The sequence below is a fragment of the Pseudomonas sp. SDT291_1_S447 genome, assembly GCF_054070155.1.
In genome coordinates, this window is sequence record NZ_JBSVXS010000102.1 from 1 (window position 1) to 19,211 (window position 19,211).

At 54.6% G+C, this 19,211-nt stretch carries 20 protein-coding genes; 3 read left to right on the forward strand and 17 right to left on the reverse strand.

Annotated elements, in window-relative coordinates; all coding sequences use genetic code 11:
• Positions 1–76: 76 nt before the first annotated feature.
• Complete coding sequence (gene ppk2 / locus ACW9IR_RS23175) at positions 77–892, reverse strand: polyphosphate kinase 2 (RefSeq protein ID WP_186616068.1); 816 nt, start codon at positions 890–892, stop codon at positions 77–79.
• Between the two features lie 187 nt (positions 893–1,079).
• On the opposite strand from ppk2, the gene ACW9IR_RS23180 reads away from it, so the two are divergent.
• The 3 genes from ACW9IR_RS23180 to ACW9IR_RS23190 all read left to right on the forward strand — a co-directional run bounded on the left by ACW9IR_RS23180 (position 1,080) and on the right by ACW9IR_RS23190 (position 4,623).
• A complete protein-coding gene (locus ACW9IR_RS23180; RefSeq protein WP_457465205.1) occupies positions 1,080–3,206 on the forward strand; it encodes a TonB-dependent receptor family protein in 2,127 nt (708 codons plus the stop codon).
• Positions 3,207–3,265: 59 nt separating this feature from the next.
• A complete protein-coding gene (gene sseB, locus ACW9IR_RS23185) occupies positions 3,266–4,057 on the forward strand; it encodes an enhanced serine sensitivity protein SseB (RefSeq protein ID WP_110718711.1) in 792 nt (263 codons plus the stop codon).
• A 104-nt stretch (positions 4,058–4,161) separates the two neighbouring features.
• Positions 4,162–4,623 (forward strand): hypothetical protein, encoded by a 462-nt coding sequence (locus tag ACW9IR_RS23190; protein ID WP_110718681.1) that lies wholly within the window; start codon positions 4,162–4,164, stop codon positions 4,621–4,623.
• Positions 4,624–4,750: 127 nt separating this feature from the next.
• Here ACW9IR_RS23190 and ACW9IR_RS23195 read toward each other — a convergent pair whose 3' ends face one another.
• The 16 genes from ACW9IR_RS23195 to ACW9IR_RS23270 form a co-directional block, all read right to left on the reverse strand.
• On the reverse strand, positions 4,751–4,981 hold the full coding sequence (locus ACW9IR_RS23195) for a hypothetical protein (RefSeq protein ID WP_095111974.1): 231 nt from the start codon (positions 4,979–4,981) through the stop codon (positions 4,751–4,753).
• A 34-nt stretch (positions 4,982–5,015) separates the two neighbouring features.
• Complete coding sequence (gene msrA, locus ACW9IR_RS23200; RefSeq protein ID WP_457465206.1) at positions 5,016–5,522, reverse strand: peptide-methionine (S)-S-oxide reductase MsrA; 507 nt, start codon at positions 5,520–5,522, stop codon at positions 5,016–5,018.
• An 85-nt stretch (positions 5,523–5,607) separates the two neighbouring features.
• Positions 5,608–5,898 carry a hypothetical protein gene (locus ACW9IR_RS23205; protein ID WP_457465207.1) on the reverse strand — a complete coding sequence of 97 codons (291 nt, stop codon included), beginning with the start codon at positions 5,896–5,898 and terminating at the stop codon, positions 5,608–5,610.
• A gap of 219 nt (positions 5,899–6,117) precedes the next feature.
• Positions 6,118–9,954, reverse strand: a complete 3,837-nt coding sequence (locus ACW9IR_RS23210) for an autotransporter outer membrane beta-barrel domain-containing protein (RefSeq protein WP_457465208.1) — start codon at positions 9,952–9,954, stop codon at positions 6,118–6,120.
• 223 nt (positions 9,955–10,177) lie between these two features.
• Positions 10,178–10,573: a hypothetical protein gene (locus ACW9IR_RS23215; protein WP_110718684.1), complete on the reverse strand. Its 396-nt coding sequence runs from the start codon at positions 10,571–10,573 to the stop codon at positions 10,178–10,180.
• 58 nt (positions 10,574–10,631) lie between these two features.
• Positions 10,632–10,895: a PAAR domain-containing protein gene (locus ACW9IR_RS23220; protein WP_077572604.1), complete on the reverse strand. Its 264-nt coding sequence runs from the start codon at positions 10,893–10,895 to the stop codon at positions 10,632–10,634.
• 34 nt (positions 10,896–10,929) lie between these two features.
• Positions 10,930–11,358, reverse strand: coding sequence for an SMI1/KNR4 family protein (locus ACW9IR_RS23225; protein ID WP_110718685.1), 429 nt, complete (start codon positions 11,356–11,358; stop codon positions 10,930–10,932).
• 10 nt (positions 11,359–11,368) lie between these two features.
• Positions 11,369–11,905 (reverse strand): RHS repeat-associated core domain-containing protein, encoded by a 537-nt coding sequence (locus ACW9IR_RS23230; RefSeq protein ID WP_318271628.1) that lies wholly within the window; start codon positions 11,903–11,905, stop codon positions 11,369–11,371.
• A 165-nt stretch (positions 11,906–12,070) separates the two neighbouring features.
• Positions 12,071–12,577, reverse strand: coding sequence for a DUF4265 domain-containing protein (locus tag ACW9IR_RS23235; protein WP_457465209.1), 507 nt, complete (start codon positions 12,575–12,577; stop codon positions 12,071–12,073).
• 301 nt (positions 12,578–12,878) lie between these two features.
• Entirely contained in the window at positions 12,879–13,235 is a 357-nt protein-coding gene (locus tag ACW9IR_RS23240) for an immunity protein Imm33 domain-containing protein (protein ID WP_457465210.1), read from the reverse strand.
• 589 nt (positions 13,236–13,824) lie between these two features.
• On the reverse strand, positions 13,825–14,307 hold the full coding sequence (locus ACW9IR_RS23245) for a DUF4265 domain-containing protein (RefSeq protein WP_457465211.1): 483 nt from the start codon (positions 14,305–14,307) through the stop codon (positions 13,825–13,827).
• A 353-nt stretch (positions 14,308–14,660) separates the two neighbouring features.
• On the reverse strand, positions 14,661–15,389 hold the full coding sequence (locus tag ACW9IR_RS23250) for a hypothetical protein (RefSeq protein ID WP_457465212.1): 729 nt from the start codon (positions 15,387–15,389) through the stop codon (positions 14,661–14,663).
• Positions 15,390–15,615: 226 nt separating this feature from the next.
• Entirely contained in the window at positions 15,616–16,047 is a 432-nt protein-coding gene (locus ACW9IR_RS23255; RefSeq protein WP_457465213.1) for a hypothetical protein, read from the reverse strand.
• A gap of 25 nt (positions 16,048–16,072) precedes the next feature.
• Positions 16,073–16,624: an Imm15 family immunity protein gene (locus ACW9IR_RS23260; protein ID WP_457465214.1), complete on the reverse strand. Its 552-nt coding sequence runs from the start codon at positions 16,622–16,624 to the stop codon at positions 16,073–16,075.
• Positions 16,625–16,920: 296 nt separating this feature from the next.
• Positions 16,921–17,349: an NTF2 fold immunity protein gene (locus tag ACW9IR_RS23265; RefSeq protein ID WP_102901682.1), complete on the reverse strand. Its 429-nt coding sequence runs from the start codon at positions 17,347–17,349 to the stop codon at positions 16,921–16,923.
• Positions 17,350–17,361: 12 nt separating this feature from the next.
• Positions 17,362–19,211, reverse strand: a 1,850-nt coding sequence (locus ACW9IR_RS23270; RefSeq protein WP_457465215.1) for an RHS repeat-associated core domain-containing protein, incomplete at its 5' end; no start/stop codon positions are given.

Here is a 19,211-nt window from a genome sequence, read left to right on the forward strand (position 1 = left end):
TTGCCTGTGGCGGATGTGTTGGCTGGCACACCGCTATCGCGAGCAGGCTCACTCCTACAGGGATTGGGGCGGTTTGTCAGAACTTCTCGGCCACGCGCCGGTATGGATAATCCGGATCCCGGTATTTGCCCGGTTTCTGCCGTTTGGGCAATTCGACCTTCTCGCGTTTCACATCCTCATAAGGAATGCTACTGAGCACATCGGTGATGATGTTCAGCCGTGCACGGCGCTTGTCGTTGGAATCGGCCACCCGCCACGGCGCGTGTTCGGTGTCGGTGTACTTGAACATGTCATCCCGTGCCCGTGAGTAGTCATACCAGCGACTGTAGGACTTAAGATCCATCGGTGTCAGTTTCCAGGTCTTGCGTCCGTCGTTGATGCGCGCCTCAAGCCGGCGGGTCTGCTCTTCGGGGCTGACTTCCAGCCAATACTTGAGCAGGATCACCCCGGACTGGACGATGGCGTGTTCGACCCACGGAACGGACTTGAGAAACTTGTCAGCCTGCTCGTCCGTACAGAAGCCCATCACCCGTTCGACGCCAGCGCGGTTGTACCAACTGCGGTCGAAGATCACCACTTCGCCGCCCGCTGGCAGATAAGGTAAATAACGCTGCACATACATCTGGCTTTTCTCGCGATCGGTCGGCGCCGGCAATGCCACCACGCGGAAGACACGCGGGCTGACGCGTTCGGTCAGTGCCTTGATCGTGCCACCCTTGCCGGCGCCATCACGCCCTTCGAAGACAATGCAGACCTTGACGCCCTTGGCGATCACCCACTCCTGCAACTTGACCAGTTCGACGTGCAGCTTGCGCAACTGCTCAAGGTAATCCTTGTTTTTCAACTTGGGACTTTCAGGCGCCTTGGCGGCGTTCTTTTTGTCTTTTGCCATGACCTTGGCCCTCTCCATTAAATGCAGAAACAGACTGTTGATTGACGGGATGCACCAGACACGTGAGGTTAGTTCATGCCGTGCTGTTTGCCATTGCCGGGCAAAAAGCCAAATTGCCATGTGTTTCGTTCGTTCTTTGTTACGTCGCACTGTTCATTGCCCGTTCTTGCCTGCCTGGAGTTTTTCGATGCCGTCGTCCAAATCCCTGCCCACCGCCCTGCTCGGCCTGGCGCTCGCCTGCCCGGCGATGGCCGAGACTCAAGGTCTGGAATTGGGGCAAGTGTTGATTTCGGCCGATGAACGCAGTGGCTCAGACGCGAGCGTCGAAGAAGCGAAAACCCGCCTCGAACAGGTGCCCGGCGGCACCAACGTGGTCGACATGCGTCAGCCATTGCAGGGCCGGGTGGCGAGCAATCAGGATGTGCTGGCGTATCAGCCGGGGGTTTATGCGCAGTCGGCGGGCAACGAAGGCGTGAAAATCTCGGTGCGTGGCTCGGGCATCAACCGCGCGCCGGGCGCCCATGCGTCGGGGCTGTACACCATGCTCGACGGTCTGCCGCTGAGCGGTCCGGGCGGCACGCCGTATGAATTGCTCGAACCGCTGTGGGTCGATCACGTTGAAGTACTGCGCGGCGCCAACGGCTTTGATCGCGGTTCGCTGGCACTCGGCGGCGCCATCGATTACGTCAGCCACACCGGCTACAACGCGCCGAAACTGCAAGTGCGCTACGCCACCGGCAACCACGGCTATCAGCAGCGCCAGGTCAGTTCCGGGCAAGTGCTCGGCGATTTCGATTACTACGTGTCGCTCACCGATTCCAACGCCGACGGCTATCAGGATCACACCGCCAGCGAGAGCAAAGGCCTGATCGCCAACTTCGGCTATCGCTTCAACCCGAATCTGGAAACGCGCTTCTATATCCGCTACCGCGAAACCGACAACGACCTCGCCGGCCGCGTGACCAAGCACTCCATCGAACACTCGCCTCGCGCGGCCAATCCGTCCTATGTGGCGCGCGATGACAGCCGCAAACAACCGGGCAGCACGTTCATCGGCAACAAGACCACGTATTACATCGACGACGATTCGAGCATCCAGACCGGCCTTGTTTACCACGACTACCCGATGGACCTGCGCGAAGGTCCGAACCGCTTGAAGGTCGCCTACACCGACGTCAGCGGCACCTTCGATTACAAACGCCGCGATACCATTTTCGGCATGGAAAGCAGCAGCAATGTCGGCCTGCGCGTGACCAAACACCTGCCCAACGACGGCGCCAGCGAGTTCGTGCGCATCCCCACCGGCAACACCGCCAGCTACGTGCCGGGCACGCGCATGCGCAACTTCACCTATCAAGGGTCGGACACCGTTCTGCATTTTGGCAACGACCTGGAAATTGCCGACGACCTCTGGCTGACCACCGGCCTCGCTGCCATCTACACCCGCCGCGAAAGCGCTGTGACTTACCCGCAGAGCGGCGGCAAAACCAGCATGAACGACTGGGACTACGCACCGCGCATTGGCCTGCGCTACCAGATCACCCCGGATCTGCAGGTATTCGGCAACCTCAGCCGCTCGGTTGAAGCGCCGCATCCGTGGTCGTTGATTTACAGCTCCAACGTGCGTTTCCCGGCGGGCAGCGGCGCTGCGACCGGTACGCAGAAAGACCCGATCAAACTGCAGAACCAGACCGCGACCACACTGGAACTGGGCGGCCGTGGCGACAGCGCCGTCGGCGAATGGAGCCTGGCGTGGTACTACGCGCAAGTACGGCATGAATTGTTGTCGGTGTTGCCGGATGCCACCGCCGTCACCCCTTACGAACTCAACGCCAGCCCGACCGTGCACCAAGGCATCGAAGCGGGCCTCAACAGCAAACTCTGGTCGGCCGCCGATGGCCGTCAGTTGAGCTTGCGTCAGGCGTATACCTTCAGCGACTTCCACTATCGCGATGATGATCGTTTTGGTGACAACCGCTTGCCGGGGTTGCCGATGCATTACTACCAGGGCGAATTGCGTTACGACTGGCCTCAGGGCTTCTTTGCGGCGGTGAATACGCAACTGGTGTCCAAAGTTGCGGTGGATTACGCCAACAGTTACTACGCCGATCCTTACGCACTGTTCGGCGCGACGCTGGGGTACAACGCGCCGAAGGGTGACTGGCAGACGTGGCTGGACATGCGCAATCTGAGCAACAAGCACTACGCCGCCACGGTGACACCGGGGTATGACGACGAAGGTCTGGACGCGGCGCGATCGACACCGGGTGAAGGGATGGGTGTGTATGTCGGGGTGTCGTGGAGTCTGCTCTGACACGAGTCGGTGGCGAAAACCCAAGTCAGCAATTTTCTAGCGAGTCACGGATGGACATCATGGATAACCGGCAAGAAAACCCACTGGAAAAATCGCTCAGGCTGGCCGCCGACGAGCCCGCGCACCGGCCTGAGTTCTTCACGACACTGCTGAACTCGCCGGTTTACATCCTCGGCACGACGGGCACGGCAGACGGCGTGGTCAATCTCGAAGCCGGCAGCAATATCAGCATCGCGCACTGGGAAAAACCGGATGGCACCTCGGTCATTCCGTTTTTTTCGTCGCTGCAAACCCTGCAACAGTCGATCAACGGTGAAGAGACTTATCTGGAGTTGCCGGCCAGGTCGCTGTTCGAGATGACGCTGGGCACGCCTCTTTTTCTCAACCCGAAGTCGCCTTATGGCAAAGAGTTCTTCCCGCAGGAAGTGGCCAATCTGCTCTCCGATGAAGTCGGCCAGACAGCCACCTCGCGCACCGTCGAAAAAGAAACCAAAGTCCTGCTCGGCCAGCCTTCGCAATACCCGACACAAATGATCCATTCGCTGACGCAGTTACTCGCCAAACATCGCAACGTTAAACGCGGTTTTCTCGCGTTGATGCACGACACTTCGGTGGACGAAAAACCGCACTTGATCGTCGGGATCGAGGCGGACGGCGATGTTCAGCGGGTCATGCGTGAAGCCGGCAATGTCGCCGGGGACACGGCGCCGTCGGGCGAACCCGTTGACCTGTACCGCGTCTGCGAAGGTGAGTCGGGGCTGAGCGATTACTTTCTCAAGCAAACGACGCCCTTCTATGAGCGCAGTTGGGGCAGCAAGCTGCGTTCACTATTTGGCTTGGGAAAGGCTTGAGCGCTGGCGCTCTGTTGGCAAACACCCGCTCGCAATCAGCAAATTAACAACGTCAGACGCCCGTCTGATCGTGAATCAACTTTGAGTAAAAACAGGTTTTATCGATGAAAAAGATTGTCCTTCCCTTGATCATGGCGCTGTTGGGCCTGCAAGGTTGCGCAGAAATGCCGGCGTACTCCAACGTCGGCGTCACCACCGCAGCAGACGAGTCGCGCTACACCGTGGTCGAAACCGACACCTATGCCGGCCGGCCCCAGCGGCACTTTGCCGATCTTCAGCCGAACCTGAACATCATCCGGATCAACGATGAAAAAGTCGGCAATATCCCGTTCTCCACGTACTACTACAAGAACGATTCGCCGCAGCGCGCGGTGCTGAAACCGGGCACCTATACGATTCAGCTGGAATACCGACTGCCGCAACATTTCATGTATGCGGATCTGAAGTTCGATGGCAAGCCGGGCCAGAAAATCATGGCACGCTCGCAATACGTTGGCCTCAATCGTCTGCAAGTCTGGCTGGAAGACACCGCCACCGGGGAAGTCGTGAGTACCCGCGAGAATTGAACAGCGTTGCCGTTCCACTCAGGGGCCATCCTGCAACAGGTGGCCCCTGATGGGAGGGCTTCAGCCCAAGCGCATTGACAGCTCAATGTCAGTGCTTATGTGCTGGCACTGGATGGCGACAGGTCGCTCAGCCCAGGTCTCTGTAGGACGTCTTGTCTTGTTCGGGAAAGTCGGTCCGGTACTCGCCCCACTGCATGTGCGCATAGTACTTGGTCATCGCTTCGAAATGACTGTCAGCCTCGACCTCCCAAACAAGCTTCGCGTCCGAATCCATAAGTGCACGCGCACTATCACCTTGAGCACCGGCCAGACAAAAGGTCTGACAGCCATCAGGGTCCAGCCAAAGTTCATGATTCATATTTGAGGTTCTGTTGTTTGAGGTCGTTTTGGACTCACCCGCGTTTCGGCAATTTCCAGTTCGGCCGAATGAAATGGCAGGTGTAGCCATTCGGAATACGCTCGAGGTAATCCTGATGCTCCGGCTCTGCTTCCCAGAACGGCCCCGCCGGTTCAATTTCGGTCACCACGCGGCCCGGCCACAGTTTTGAAGCATCCACGTCGGCAGCCGTGTCCTCGGCGATGTCGCGCTGCGCTTCGTTGAGGTAGTAAATCGCCGAACGATAGCTGCGTCCAAGGTCGTTGCCCTGCCGGTTGGGCGTGCTCGGGTCGTGGATCTGGAAGAAAAACTCAAGGATCTGCCGATAGCTGATCACCGCGGGATCGAAGGTGATTTCAATGGCTTCGGCGTGGTCGCCATGGTTGCGATAGGTAGCGTTCGGCACATCACCGCCGGTGTAACCGACGCGAGTCTGCAACACACCGGGATAGCGCCGCAGCAGATCCTGCATGCCCCAGAAGCAGCCGCCGGCGAGGATGGCGGTTTCGGTTTGAGTGGTCATGGCGTGTCTTTCCTCTTCGGGGTGTTGGGTATAGCGATGGTTATGAGGGCGGGTTGGCAGATTCCAAGGGGCTGTGCCAACAGAACTAGCGCGTCGAAAGCTGATTGGCTTGCTCAAGCAAAGGCCCGGTGATCCTGCGACCGTTGTAGTCACTGACAAAATAATTGATCCGGTTCGCCAGGTGCTGAATCGATAGCCAGCCCAAACCGTGGTAGTCGCGCAACTCCTCTGCGTTGAGCTTGATCATGGCTTGGTAGCCCACAAAGGACGCTTCACACTCGACGAGGATATAGACCGAGCCGTCTTCTGCCTTGAACAGACTCCAGAAGTTGTCGCAGGTGTGATATTCCGCGGTGGTGAGGCGGAGCTGCTCCATGATTGTTTTCCGTGGGTTTTGAATTGGCTTCGAAACCATAACATGGCTGCGGGCGCATGGTTTCTGATGCACTGCTTCTGCATCAAAAACGGCTGAGTTCCGCGTAACATGTTCCAGATATCCAAGAAACTCTCAAAGCAGGAAAACGTTTCTTCGCCATTCGGAAAACCTTTTCAAAAGACGAATCTTCCCGTCGATCACTGACGAACGTCCCCTTCCCTAAAAATCAATCTTGAACCCCACCATCGCATCATACCCATGACTATCCCCATCAAACCCCTGCCGATACCCCGCCGACGCCGTAAACGTCGTGCGCCGATTGGCCTGATAGTCCACCCCCAGATTCACCTCTCCCCACGTTCCCTGAATATCCGATTCAAACGGGATATAACCCGACTCCGATGAAAACTCGGTCTTCGGTTTGCCCTTGAATTCATGCCACACGCTCGGCCGAATCCAGGCATTGGTACGCCGCTGACTGTTGTCGACGCCTTCGGTGTCCCAGTCCTTGGCGATGCGCACGCCGACTCGACCAATCAGTGAATCAACGTCTTTGAAGCGCACGTTCGCGCCGACGTCGTCGCTGCTGTCCAGGTCGACGTAGCTGTAGATCGCCTGCAATTGCGGTTCGACGTACCAGTTTTTGTCGACTTCGTACGGGTAGCCGTTTTCCAGCGAGGCGGTGTAGCCCCAGCCGTGGGTCTTGAGTTTTTCGAGGTCGTTGGGTTTGGCTTCGATGTCGAAGCGATTGACCTGCAGCACGCCGTCCAGATACCAGCCAGAGGGGCCGAAGTGCGTCCAGTAGGCACCCAGGCCATAGGCGCGCAACGTATCTTCGCCGGCCGCGCGGCGGGTGTAGTGGCTGACGCCGGCATTGATGGTGCCGGCCGATAACGAGATACCGGCCTGTTCATGACTGCCGTCGGTTCTGACTTTGCGGTACAGGTCGGTGCCCACCTGAAAGGCGGTCAGGTCGTAGTTGTATTCCGGGGTGTTGCCAAGGGCGTTTTTGCGATCGCCGTCCTGTTTGCCGCTACGGTAGATCACTCTGCCCCAGCCCATCGACGGCGCCAGTGTTGACTGGTCTTCTTTGGGCAACGGCTCGCCGGCGTTCAGGCGTTCTTCGCCGACCCGTTCATGCAAGGTATCGACCATCGTCCGGCCATACACCAGCGCCAGTGCCGGGACTGCGCCGTAGAGCGAGACCTCCGGGCGATAGTTCGGTGTCGGTGTCGGTGACGGTGCTGGATCGGGGTCTGGACCAGGGCCGGGCGGATCGTCCGGCGTCAGGGCGTCCGAACGCAGGTACCAGGTGTCTTTACCGGTGCCGTCCTCGGCGCCTTGTTGCAGGCGATATTCATAGGGGCCGGCGACCACTCGCCGGGCCAGCTGGAAGGCGTTCGGGTCGCTCGATCCTTCGGTTTTGTCGAGCAGTTCGACCACGGCAATGCCATTGCCCTGAGTCAGATCGCCCTGTCCGCCGACATTGGTCACAACCAGCCCGGTCGCGCGGTTGTCGACGGTGCTGGTCGAGTCCACCACCAGCATGTCGGAGCGACTGTTCACCCCGCCTTCATTCAACGTGCTGTTGAGCAACACCCGTCCGCCATTGCTGACGAACACTCCGCCACCGTTGGTGCCGGCGGTGCTTGCGCCGCTGATCAGCAGCACATTGCCGACAGTATTACTGCCGCCAGCCAGATCGAGAGTGCCACTGTGAGTGAAGCGGTTCACACCGAGTAATTGCCCCTGCACCACGCCGCCAAACGTCGGGGTATTCGCCGCTTGCCCCAACGGCAAATAGGCGCCGTTGCTATTGAAACTGCTGATGCCGGTTGCAGGCTGCGCCGCCAGGGTAATCACCCCGCTGTTGTCGATGCTGTTGCTGCCGGATGTGCCCAGATTGCTGGTCGCAACGCCCCAGGTATCGCGTACACCGCTGCCCGTTGTGTCGCTGAAGTTACGCAGCGTCCAGGAACCGCTATTGCTCACAGCGCTGGCTGCGCTGACGGCATTGACCGAACCGGTCATCTGCCCGGTGTTGTTGAGAGTGAAATTCGTCCCCGGCGTGGTGGCATCGGCGCGCACGGCTGCATCGCTGAGCGCGCCGATCGCGCCGGCGTTGTTCAACGTCTGCGTGGCGCCGCCGAGGGCGACGCCGCTGCTATCCGCGCGCCCGCCCTGAATCGCCGCGGTGTTGCTGACCGCGACCGTGCCGCCCTCGCTCAACGCAGCAATCGCCGATGAGCCGGTGCCCTTCGCGGTGATCGCCCCGCTGTTGGTCAGCGAAACACTGGCGGCACCGGAGGCTTCGGCGAGAATCCCCTGACTGTTGCTGGCACCCAGGGTTTGAATCGCACCGCTGTTGACGAGGGTCTGCGCACCGCTGACCGACAACGTGCGAATGCCGCGCTGCTGGTCGCCGCGAGCGATCAGTTCGCCGCTGTTGCTGACATTGAGCGTGCCCAGTCCCGAGCCGGAATTGAACGCATTACCCGCCAGAATCGCCGCGCCCTGACCGTTGACGTCAATCAGCGGCCCGCTGAACGTAACGCCGACATTGCCACCCAGTGTCAGCGCCTGAATCCCAAAGGAACCGATGCCAGTGCCATCGCCCGAACCGGCGTTGGAGTGCGTGACAATGGTGCCGCTGGCATTGACGTCCACCGTGCCATTCGGCGATTGCGTCGACGCATAGATGCCATTGGCGTTGCTGTTTATCGTTTCAATGCGGCTGCCGGAATAATCGACCCGAACGTTGCCACCGGTCGAATCGACCCGAATCCCGCCCGCACCAAACCCGCTGGCGAATATGTTGCCGGAGTAATCGATCAGGACGTTGTTGTTCTCGGCACTGACGATGATGCCGTAGGCCCGCGTGGTGTTCACGCCACCGAACACATTGAGGTTGCCACTGCCGGTCACGGTGGCGTCGCCGGTGCCGCGCTTGATGATGTAGATCGCCCGCGAGCCGGCCGTGTTCGCCGTGCTGCCGACGTTGATGGCGGCATTGTTTTCGATACTGATCGAGCCGGTCGCACCGACGTTATCGTTGGCATAGATACCGTGCGCGCCGCCGCCGGTGGTGGTGATGGCGCCGTTGTTGACGATGTCGATACTGCCAACCGTGGAGAACGAGCGAATGCCGAAACCGTTGAGGCCATCGGTGCTGAGCGTGCCGCTGTTGGTCAAGCCGGTATTGCCGGCGCCGCCTTCAGTGAAAAGGCCAAACGCGTTCATGCCAATGGCCCGGACCGTGGCGGCATTGACCAGCGTGGTGTTGCCATTGACCGCGCGGGTGTGGACACCGGCGTGGTTACCGATACCGGCGGTGGGCAACGTGTCGTCGATGATCGGCAGGCCCGCCGACAGCGCATCGTCGTTATTGACCAGAATGCTGACCCCGGCGCCGACGTTGACAGTGGTGTCGCCGCTGCCCGTGGCTTTGGTCCAGACGCCGTTCCCGCCGAGCAAGGTAATCTGGCCGTTGCCTTGGTGCGAAACATTGATCGCCCCGCCGCCACTGGCATTCACGTCGATGCCGTCGTGTTCGTTGCCGACCACGGTATTGAGAATGTTCAGCGTGGTGCCGGAACTGACCGAGACCGTCGACACGCCGCTACCGGCATTAGTGATCGCCATGGCATCCAGCCCGCTACCGCCAAGGTTGACGGTGTTGGTGCCGCCATCGACCGTCAATGTCGCGTTGCCGCTGCTGCCAATTACGTTGGAGAACAGCGCATTGGCGGCGGTTGGTGGTGTGCTGTTGACCGTGGTGCCGCTGACGGTCAACGTCGAGTTGCTGTTGTTGCCGCGTACCAGCAACGAAGAGCCGGCCGTGGTCGTGATGGCAGTGCCCGATTGAGTACTGATCGAGGCATCGACACCGGCAGCGGGCGTACAGGTTTGCGAAACATTGTAGGTACCGACAGCCAAAGGCCCGCACGCCGCCTGCGCGTCCGCCAGGGCCAAGGCATTGGCCATGGCAACCAATACGGCCCGGCGAAGAAGCTGCGGGGCAAAGCCTTTTGGGGAATGATCGCAAGTGCCTTGCATGACAACCTCCTTGTCTGACGTTCTCCATCGCGGGCGGACAACTGGCAACACCAAAGGACTATTCAGTTTTGGTTAACCGATATAGACCTTAGTTGGTATTTTCAGACTTGGAGAACGCAAGGCCAAGACGAGCACACTTTCCGCAGGATCAAGCATCTGCAGCGCAAAAAAACGCTCGCAATCAGCGAGCGTTTTTCGAGCCAGACCACAGGGTCAGATTCAGTTACAAACCTGCTTGCTCCAGGCCATTACGCATGCCTTGATCCGCCTGCTCGCACCACTGCTTGAGACTAAGGGTCGGCGGCAGGTTACCTTCGAGCTTCTGGTATTCACCATTTACCAATACTTCGCCTTTGCGTCCCTGAGCTTCGATCTTGTCGCCGTCACTTTTGTCCACCTGCCCCGGCATGCCCGCCATAAACGCGGCCATCTTGTTAGCGTTTTTTGTACTGTCAGCTTTCAAGAAACCCTTGTCGACGCAGTGGTTGATCAAACCCACCGAGTTGCGGCCCATGTCGTAGGCATTTTTCAGCGCTGCAGGATCCATCTCTTCCGCATGGGCGAAACTGGCGGTGCCCAGGGCTGCAGTCAAGGCGAAGATCAAAGCGGTATATTTCATGTTTAGTCCTTTAAGGTTTACAGCGGGTGTATTGATTGAATCCAGAATGATTAAGTGCCTAGCTGATTACGGCGCCTTTCGGCCCGCTCGCAATCAGCGCAGCACCGCAGGCGGTTTTCATGCCGTCGAGGGCGATGGGCGTGCCGTCGACGGTGTAGGTGCTGCTGCCCTCGGCGATCGGGAATATGCCTTTGCACAATGGGCAACTGACCTTGTGACCGACACCGGCAATCGGTTTGCCGTTGAGGTCGGTCTGAGAAAAGGCTTCAAGGACCTTCCCACCGTGCGTGGTGGAGTCGCCCAAACGAATGGCGTCTTTCATGTTGTCACTCCTTTGACTTGTGGTCCGGAATCAATCAGCCCGGCCGTCCCGGCATCGCAAGAAACGCTTCAAAACTGTCCGCCACCTGATCAATCTCACCCGTTTCATGGGACCACATCACAACGACAGGCTCTCCGGTTTTCCCTTTTACCGCATAGTTGAAGCAGTAATAGTCCCCTGTGCCAAACTCGGCGAACGGAAGAAGTGCCGAGAAATCGGTGGAGGTATCGGAAAAATTCTCCAACCACTCCTGCCAGTCTTTTTTAAAGTGGTGAACGATCGACTCCCACGTCTTCCGTGGGTCACGAGCTTCAAGCACAGGAAATATCGTTAACGCCCCCAAGGACTTCCCGTTATTTGCCAAAAGCCAATCCGAAAAGGATTTTGGCAGTGTTCGGCCGAGTTCCTTTTCTGCCGCTTGAATAGCGTCTGTCGATGTACCGATTACGCGTGTCTTGGACATAAATTCTCCGTTACGGCAGCGCCCCTCGTTTAGGCAGACTTAACTTACCCGTTCCCGGGTAGCCGGACTTGGGCATTTGTGCAGTCCAGCATCCGCCTCGTTTCCGCCAATAGCGGTGTTGAATTCCCCGGTGATCTGCGGCAAGCATCGGATCTTCCATCACCTGGCGCCAGCGTGCATCCGGGTTCACGTAGGGCTCACCACAGCAGCACGTTTTAGCCAGCCCAAGCGGATCGATCCAACCGGTAGGATTGGGTGCATAAGTGTAAGGATTCAATCCACCGGCATAACTGATCGGGTCTTGCCCGATGAAACGACCGGTATCAGGATCGTAATAGCGGTGTCGATTGTAATGAAGTCCGGTTTCGTGGTCATGGTACTGCCCCTGAAACCGAATCGGATTGGTCACGCCCTGTTGCCGTGCCACCGGAGAGCGTTGTTCTTGAACCGAGCCCCAGGCTTTGTAGTCGGCGCTCCAGGCGATATCTCCCTGCGCATCCATCAACTCCCGCGGCGTTCCGAGTTGGTCGCATTGATACCAACTCAATACATCTACAGGCTGGACGGCAACCTTCTGGTGCCATAACGGATCATCGTCCAGACTGAATTAACCACTGTAGCCAGGTGCTCCAGCGTATTAATAGGGACAGACTACGATTAATAAACTCCAGATCACGGCCTGTCTCCATGCCCCCCCTTAGGGCTTACTCAATCAATGAGCTAGTAGTGGTAAAGAAGCCAATGACAGGCACTCCCCTAGACGAAATGACTCGATATCTGAGTGCTGCAGACAAGCATCCTCATATGCAATATTTTCCCCATCAGCAATATCAGACAAATATCTGTCGATTGCGAAAAAATCACAATCTGAGGGAATATCCACTGTAAACAGCGACATTTCCTGACTAACTGAGCACGAGGCACCTAACTGATGAAGATGAGCGATTATTTTACTTTTCTCTTCAGTATTACTGCCAAAAACTCTGACAGTCGAATGGCCACCCTGTTTTGCGACACGCACAGCTATCATCTCATCGCCACTGGACTTTACCTCCACGGAATCTCCCTTACTCACGCCATAAACGTAATAGGGAGTATTGTCTAAGGTATAGGTGCCATCACCGGCATAGATGCCCCAAATAGTTTCAGCGGCGACCGGGGGATAATCATCCTTGTCAGGAGTCAACTCAAAGACAATCTTGTGAAAGGTACCTTTCATTCTATACGCTCAGGGTGATAAACCGACTAGACTTTAATAGGCAAACCACGTTTAAAAAACCTTCAGAAACGTGGTCTGTCCCAGAACAGTTTTCAATTTTTACTGTACCAGTACCCAAGCCGCGCTACTCGACGTGAAATAGTGTGTGCCCGGTTTATTGCGCACTTATGCTCCTTCGGCCTCAGCTCCAAAGACTCCAGCTAATGGGACACAACTCTCGCATGGCCTTTAGGCAAATTTCAAGGACCAAATCATATTTAAATAAACCCTGAAAATTATGATCTTTCCGGGGGGAGTTCACTCATTCGGCTGGATCCAGCTCAGCCATCCAGACATCCTCGTAACCCTCTCTGTCGATAATGAATTTCGCACCTTCAGGCAGGAAAAGATATTTCACTACCTCCGGAAGCTCCTCCATTAAATGCCCGGTGTGAAGCGCTTGGTAAAAACCACTAACAGGCGAATGCTCTCCACAGTGAATAAACCAACTGATCGTACCCCCCTCAGGTAGTTTGACCCTAGTCCCGTAAATTGGAGACTTATGCAGGGTATCCAAGGCAATAGCGACCATTTCCTCAGGGGCATGTAAGGGTAATCCATATTTAGCACACACCTGTTTTTGAGATTCATCAGGAGTGATCAGATCGGCCTGCTTCATAGCTAAATTCCTAGTTTACTTTTCATACAGTGAAAATACCGAAGCGTGCCCCCCCCTGCTGACGAGAGCAGGTAGGGCAATGGGGCTGTACTGCCTCCAATCAAAACTCAACAGAGACAGACTGGATTTAAATAGTATTAAAAACGTGACCCGCCAGTTAAAAGTTCTTCATTCGTAAAACTATTTCATAGTAGGCCTGACCAGCTCTTCGTAACTTCAACTAAATAATCATCGATACACTCATAAATCTCATCAGCAACCGATCTGGATATTCCAAAATCTTGCTCAAGCGTAGACGAGTCACGTCGATCGATGGCCTCTACAAGCAATTTGGTCTTGGCATAAGCTTGGTGATTAGTGGGTAAACTCATTTATCAACCCATCTCTTGGAAGGTATTGAGGTACTGGCACCCACGCTGGCTTTAATCCCGGCGAAGTAGCCACGAGCCTGGGTGTCGTTTTTACCGGGTCGTTTTTTACCGGGACAGACTACGCTTAATTAACTCTCCAAACGCAGTCTATCTCCGAGAACTTTATTAATTAAAAACAAGCTCAAGCAGATAGCTGTAAGCCATTCACTAATCAGCCGTCAGCTATCCAACCACCAGTACAAAAGCGTCTCGTCACTGTCATCGTCAAGATTTTTATAGACGTTCGCATAATAATATTCGATGCCGGTTTTTTCACGAAACTTATCAAAAAAAGCGTTGATTTTCTCCATTCCATTCTTTGCAGGGATAGCTAATGCGAGCACTCCCTCGCATAAACCATCTAATGTACCATCTAACTCTCGAATGACATCACTCTCAAGCGCAGTTACATCCTCCGGGGAAATACAATCTGCATAGATTTGAATACAGAAGTTACCGCCTCGCTTTAGTACCTCTGCAGGTGCATTTTTATCCTTAATTGAAACAATATCTCCTCTCGCCAGATTTTGCGCTAATCCAGGCGATGAGAGTAGCTCGTAAGTATCTTCACCAATTTGACGAGCGAGCAGTTCCTCACGGACTGCGCCATCGTCGTCTGCCATATATACCTGAATCAGCACAGGTGATTGCTTATCTTCCATAAGGGGCTCCACAGCTTCCACGTTCAACACACGACATCCCTTCCTTGACGTAACCACTATTCTCTGCGCTAAGGTTACACAATGCTCCCTCAAGATCCACGTTGACGTCTTCAAGGATTCCTCCTTTTCAGGTGGGCACATTCTTGTGTCCTAAGTGCATATCGTCTGGATTACTTGTTGTGTGTTGGCAGCGCCAGCATGTGAAAACGCCGGTAGGTTTGTTTTCAGCAACTTTCTTTCTCAACAAGCTCTGCCCTATTCGAACTTCGCCACCAACTTTACTCGCAGAAACTTAACAGGCACAGACTGGATTTAAATAGTATTAAAACCGTGATCTGCCCGTTAAAAACCCTTCAGCCGTAAAACTGTTTCATAGTAGGCCTGACCAGCTCTGCGTAATCCTTATCGATTTTTTCCATTTCCAAGAAAGCTTCATCTTTAATGGCCTTAATCAGAGTCATAAAGTGTTTTCTTGACAATCTTTCACTCCAGACATTCAGGTAGCTTAAAGAAATTGGCGAGTTGTAAAGATCGTTAAATATCGCACAGATCGCGTCAGGAACGTCTTTCATAATACTTTTTATGTATTTATCCCACTCGAATGATGAATACTCCCATCGCTCATGAATTTCTTCCCAAGCAAGATCTGTTTCTGTGTCTAAAGGCACTTCCACAAGCTGAGCCTGAATGACTGCTTCGATTAGTTCGTCAGAAATTTCAATCTGAAAGTCGTCGGTATTCAAACAGTATATTCTGGCAGACACGCTCTTTATAAATTGAATCGAATTGGCGCTCTCGCTTAGTGTTCGCTGGCTAACAATTGAGTCAAGCTCAGCAAACCTTCCAGAAATTGAATCGCTAAGCATCGATAGCTTTTGGAAAAATTCGTTTTTTGTCTTACTTATTCTTTCCTCTCTAAAATCTGCATCGTAGTAATAGTCAGCATCTCCATTCATTAACTCCAGAGTCGCCGCTCTGGCGATATTTTTTATACCATCAAGATTATCAGCAAAACGGTCCCCTAAGAGCTTTGCTGAAAAGCAGTCGGTGCTCGCAATAAAAATAATATGATCAAAATTCATTTATCGGCCCGCTGGAGCTATGGGATCTTTGTAAGATTGGCGCATGCCGTACAGCCTGAACAACAGGAAAAGTGCACGTTCACAGACGTAGCGAACGGTGCGACCTGGTTCTCCGTCGCTTTGTGTCGGGCGGCGTTCAAAGGTAAGCTTGTCGCCGTCCCAGCGCAACCGGCAAGTTTCGCCTCATATTGCTACTACGCTGTTCCCTGCCTAGCGATCTTTAAATTCATTTAAATTCAAAATACTCAATCATCATTCTCATTGGCATCGTCATATCCACTTTCAAGAATCCCAGCACCTCAAAAAACCATGAAAGATTATCTCCCATTACAGAAACATCATCTTCATCTTTTGACAGCAGGCAGATAGCTAGCCGCGCCAGTAATACGTCCCTGTCTTGAAAGCCTCGTATTGCGCCTTTCTCATCGATTTTTGCCCACCAAACCGCAGCCTCAGCCTTACAGGTTTCAATGGGTATCCTGCCATCCACATAGCCCTTAGCAAGACGCAAAGGATCATTCTCGCAATCAGAGAATTTGATATCCAATGCATCCACAGCTTTTACCAAAAATCCGATCTGCTGCTTAAGCGCGACGGAATTATCTGCTGGACGAATAATCGAGCCGACGTTATATCTCTTAAAATCAATTGAATTCATCCCAGTTTTATTCACCCATAGCGCTTTAAGGTATAAGACTTCGGAAGCTCGACTTGCCAACCCTATTATCCACCTCTTTGGGTACGGCAAAGACCCTAACAATTTCCTCATCACATGCGGGGTCATAAAATCTACTTTCATAAAAATCGAAGATAGCTTCGCCACCTATTTTATGAAATTTATTTATCACCTCTTTCATTTCTTTCGACACGGTTATTGCGCTTTTTTCTTTTATCTTATCGATAAATCCAACTGAAGCCGCCCCGGGATAAACAAAAATATTGGGGACAATAACCTCCCGCTCATCTATTCCATGAAAATCCGTAAAAGTGATGGCATAGAAACTACACTTGTCCGTTTCGCGCATTATCTTTATCAGATTCATCAAAAAGATAGCGCCCCCCGCCAGCACTTCCGAAACCTTATCGTTACTCATCTCTTTTTTTAGAAAATCCAACCGCTTGTATCTAGACACAAGCGGTATCTCTTCGAAGCTCTCGTAACTCTCAAAGAATACACCCATATCTTTATAGGGTTCTTTGCTTATAATTTTTCTATAAATTTCAGCCAGCATCATTTAAAAATTGCTCATCCGGGATAGTTCAACCACTCCAAGTCTGATCAAAGTCTTCGATAGGCGCCCGGTCGCTTTGACGTATTGATACCGAGTCAGGGTCGCCATTCATTACCGTGCTAGACATTGAACTTTTGGTAATATCTATCAAAGATTCAAAAAACCCGGTCTGTCCACGAACAATTCAAGCTTTCGAATCAGGCAAACCACGCTTAAAAAACCTTCAGAAACGTGGTCTGTCCCAGAGCAGTTTTCATCAACTCGTGCACAGGTGATTTTCTTCAGAGACCGGTTTAGGGCTAAATCGCATGACGACGCTCCCATTTCTCACTGCTAGCGCGCCAAACGCTAACCCCATCAATTTTTGGTTCATCACGCTCTACGATCACGGTGTATCGATAACGTTGTTTCAGCCCTTTTTTTCTGACTGCCTGAATATTCGTTTCCTTATCTAACTGTTCTTCGGTATCAGTCAAAATGGTCTGTTCATACTCCGGAGGCTGTCCAGTACCTAATGTATCGAGCCTTGCTGATCCAAGGGCAATTGAAGCTTTCACACTCAGATTTTCAGAGAATATCGCTTCCAACCTTGATTTTGCTGCTTCATTCGCCTTAGTCCGATACCCCGAATCCGTCTTATATGCGTCGCATCGCTTCTCGGCATGAAATCCCACCTCCCACTCATGCATCTGCGAAAGAAAATTTTGTAATCGCTCACTAGGTGACATAAAACACTCCTATCAACAATCGCACGAACAAGGGTTGTGGAATAGCCGACTTTCAGTATTCCCGTCAACTCTCGCCTGGTACAGAACAGAATGAGGTCGAGTGGCACCTTCATCGTACTGAGGGGTGACACGTACTATTACGTTACTACCGCCTTTAACAGCTTCGGCAATATCTCCCTCAAAGTCACGGAACTCACCACGGTTAACACTAGGGGCTTGAGGAAAAATGTTCCCCTTACCACCGCTTCCACCCAGTCGATTTCCGATGGCATGGCCAGCGTCGTCCGTATTACAGCCCAAGTTACGCGCAAACCCCCGTGAACTGGTGTTGGTATTTGTCCCAGTTCCCAAATCTTCCGGTCGAATTTTCGCGGTTACGCTCTTCAGCGATCCGTTCTCATTGTGACGATATTTTGTTATCGGGTTTGAGCCCCAAAGGCCCAATGGATCCACCCACTCAACCGGATTCGCTGCATAGGCATAAAGGTTAATGCCTCCGGTATAACTTATCGGATCTTTGCTTATGAACCGACCAACCCCCGGATCATAGTACCGATACCGGTTGTAATGCAGCCCTGTCTCATGATCGTGATACTGCCCTTGGAATCTGATCGGGTTCACCACCCCATGCTGCCGCGCCCATTCCGAACGCTGCTCCGTCACCTGCCCCCACGCCTTGTACTGCGCGGTCCAGGCGAGGTTGCCGTGCGAGTCCGTCAATTCCTGCGGCGTGCCGAGGTGATCACACTGATACCAGGCCAACGCATCAAACGGTAATGCCGTTGCCTTGTGATTCCACACCGGATCTTCATCAAGGCTGTATTCACCGCTGTAATCCGGCAACCCGATCAGATCGATTGGCGCGTGCCGCACAGCCTGCGCAACAGGAACAAAAGTGCCCGGTTCGAAGACGTAGTGCACCGTGCGGCCGGGCTCGCCATCGCTTTGTGCCGGGCTGCTTTCCCACGCGAGGTTGTCGCCATCCCAGCCGTACAAGGTGAAGCCGCAGCCGAGTTCGCGCTGCTTGCGCGCGTGCTCGTTTCTGTTCCAGAGAGAGCCGGCTTCAGGACGTTGTTTGTAATGCACGCGCGAGTTTTTGTGCAGGCGGCGTCCCAGTGCGTCGTAGGCGAAGTCAACGCTCAGACGCGGATCTTCGAAATGCACCAATCGATCAAACAGATCCCAACGCAGGTCGCTGCGTTGGCCGTTGTGCCAGCGCTGAATCTGGTTGCCGCGTTCGTCGTAGTCGTAGTGGGTGCCGGCGTATTCGCGCAGCAGGTTGTCGACCAGTTTGCTGCGCGGTGGGGTCAGGTCCAGTGGGCGGCGAATTTCTGTCGCCTTGTCGTCGAGCAGGTTGCCGGCCGGGTCGAAGGCGAAGGTTTCCACGCCTTGGCGTGTGGTGGCGCTGAGCAGTCGGCCAACGGGATCGTAGCGATAGGCGAGCGGGCCGCGGCGGCTGTCGTTGATGTCGGTCAGTTGCCCGGCAGCGTCGTAGCTGTACTCGCGTTTGAGCAGCGTAGATTTGTCGTCGCTGCGTCCCAGCAGTTGTTCTTGCAAACGGCCGGCCGGGTCCCAGCTTTGGGTTTGCAGCAGGTGGTTGCCTTGATGGCGGGCGACTTCGCGGTGCAGGTCGTCGCGTTCGTAGCCGATCAGTTCGTGTTCATCAAGACGCAGGCCGAGCAGGTGGCCGCTGCCGTAAGTCAGCCAACTGACGCGGTGGCCGTCGGGGCGAACGCTGGCGACTCGTTGGTTGAGCACGTCGTACTCGTGCTGCCAGATTGCGACGGTGGGTTTTTCCAGGCCGAGATAATGTTGGTGTTCGCGCAGCAGATTGCCGGCCGGGTCGTGGAACCATTGCAGGC

Bases quoted from the DNA above. Each gene is read 5' to 3' on its own strand.
- ACW9IR_RS23235 (WP_457465209.1), bottom strand. From the start codon at position 12,577: ATGAAAGGTACCTTTCACAAGATTGTCTTTGAGTTGACTCCTGACAAG.
- ACW9IR_RS23240 (WP_457465210.1), bottom strand. From the start codon at position 13,235: ATGAAGCAGGCCGATCTGATCACTCCTGATGAATCTCAAAAACAGGTG.
- ACW9IR_RS23255 (WP_457465213.1), bottom strand. From the start codon at position 16,047: ATGAATTCAATTGATTTTAAGAGATATAACGTCGGCTCGATTATTCGT.
- ACW9IR_RS23210 (WP_457465208.1), bottom strand. From the start codon at position 9,954: ATGCAAGGCACTTGCGATCATTCCCCAAAAGGCTTTGCCCCGCAGCTT.
- ACW9IR_RS23215 (WP_110718684.1), bottom strand. From the start codon at position 10,573: ATGAAATATACCGCTTTGATCTTCGCCTTGACTGCAGCCCTGGGCACC.
- sseB (WP_110718711.1), top strand. From the start codon at position 3,266: ATGGATAACCGGCAAGAAAACCCACTGGAAAAATCGCTCAGGCTGGCC.
- ACW9IR_RS23250 (WP_457465212.1), bottom strand. From the start codon at position 15,389: ATGAATTTTGATCATATTATTTTTATTGCGAGCACCGACTGCTTTTCA.
- ACW9IR_RS23190 (WP_110718681.1), top strand. From the start codon at position 4,162: ATGAAAAAGATTGTCCTTCCCTTGATCATGGCGCTGTTGGGCCTGCAA.
- ACW9IR_RS23260 (WP_457465214.1), bottom strand. From the start codon at position 16,624: ATGATGCTGGCTGAAATTTATAGAAAAATTATAAGCAAAGAACCCTAT.
- ACW9IR_RS23220 (WP_077572604.1), bottom strand. From the start codon at position 10,895: ATGAAAGACGCCATTCGTTTGGGCGACTCCACCACGCACGGTGGGAAG.
- ACW9IR_RS23225 (WP_110718685.1), bottom strand. From the start codon at position 11,358: ATGTCCAAGACACGCGTAATCGGTACATCGACAGACGCTATTCAAGCG.
- ACW9IR_RS23265 (WP_102901682.1), bottom strand. From the start codon at position 17,349: ATGTCACCTAGTGAGCGATTACAAAATTTTCTTTCGCAGATGCATGAG.
- msrA (WP_457465206.1), bottom strand. From the start codon at position 5,522: ATGACCACTCAAACCGAAACCGCCATCCTCGCCGGCGGCTGCTTCTGG.
- ACW9IR_RS23195 (WP_095111974.1), bottom strand. From the start codon at position 4,981: ATGAATCATGAACTTTGGCTGGACCCTGATGGCTGTCAGACCTTTTGT.
- ppk2 (WP_186616068.1), bottom strand. From the start codon at position 892: ATGGCAAAAGACAAAAAGAACGCCGCCAAGGCGCCTGAAAGTCCCAAG.
- ACW9IR_RS23245 (WP_457465211.1), bottom strand. From the start codon at position 14,307: ATGGAAGATAAGCAATCACCTGTGCTGATTCAGGTATATATGGCAGAC.
- ACW9IR_RS23180 (WP_457465205.1), top strand. From the start codon at position 1,080: ATGCCGTCGTCCAAATCCCTGCCCACCGCCCTGCTCGGCCTGGCGCTC.
- ACW9IR_RS23205 (WP_457465207.1), bottom strand. From the start codon at position 5,898: ATGGAGCAGCTCCGCCTCACCACCGCGGAATATCACACCTGCGACAAC.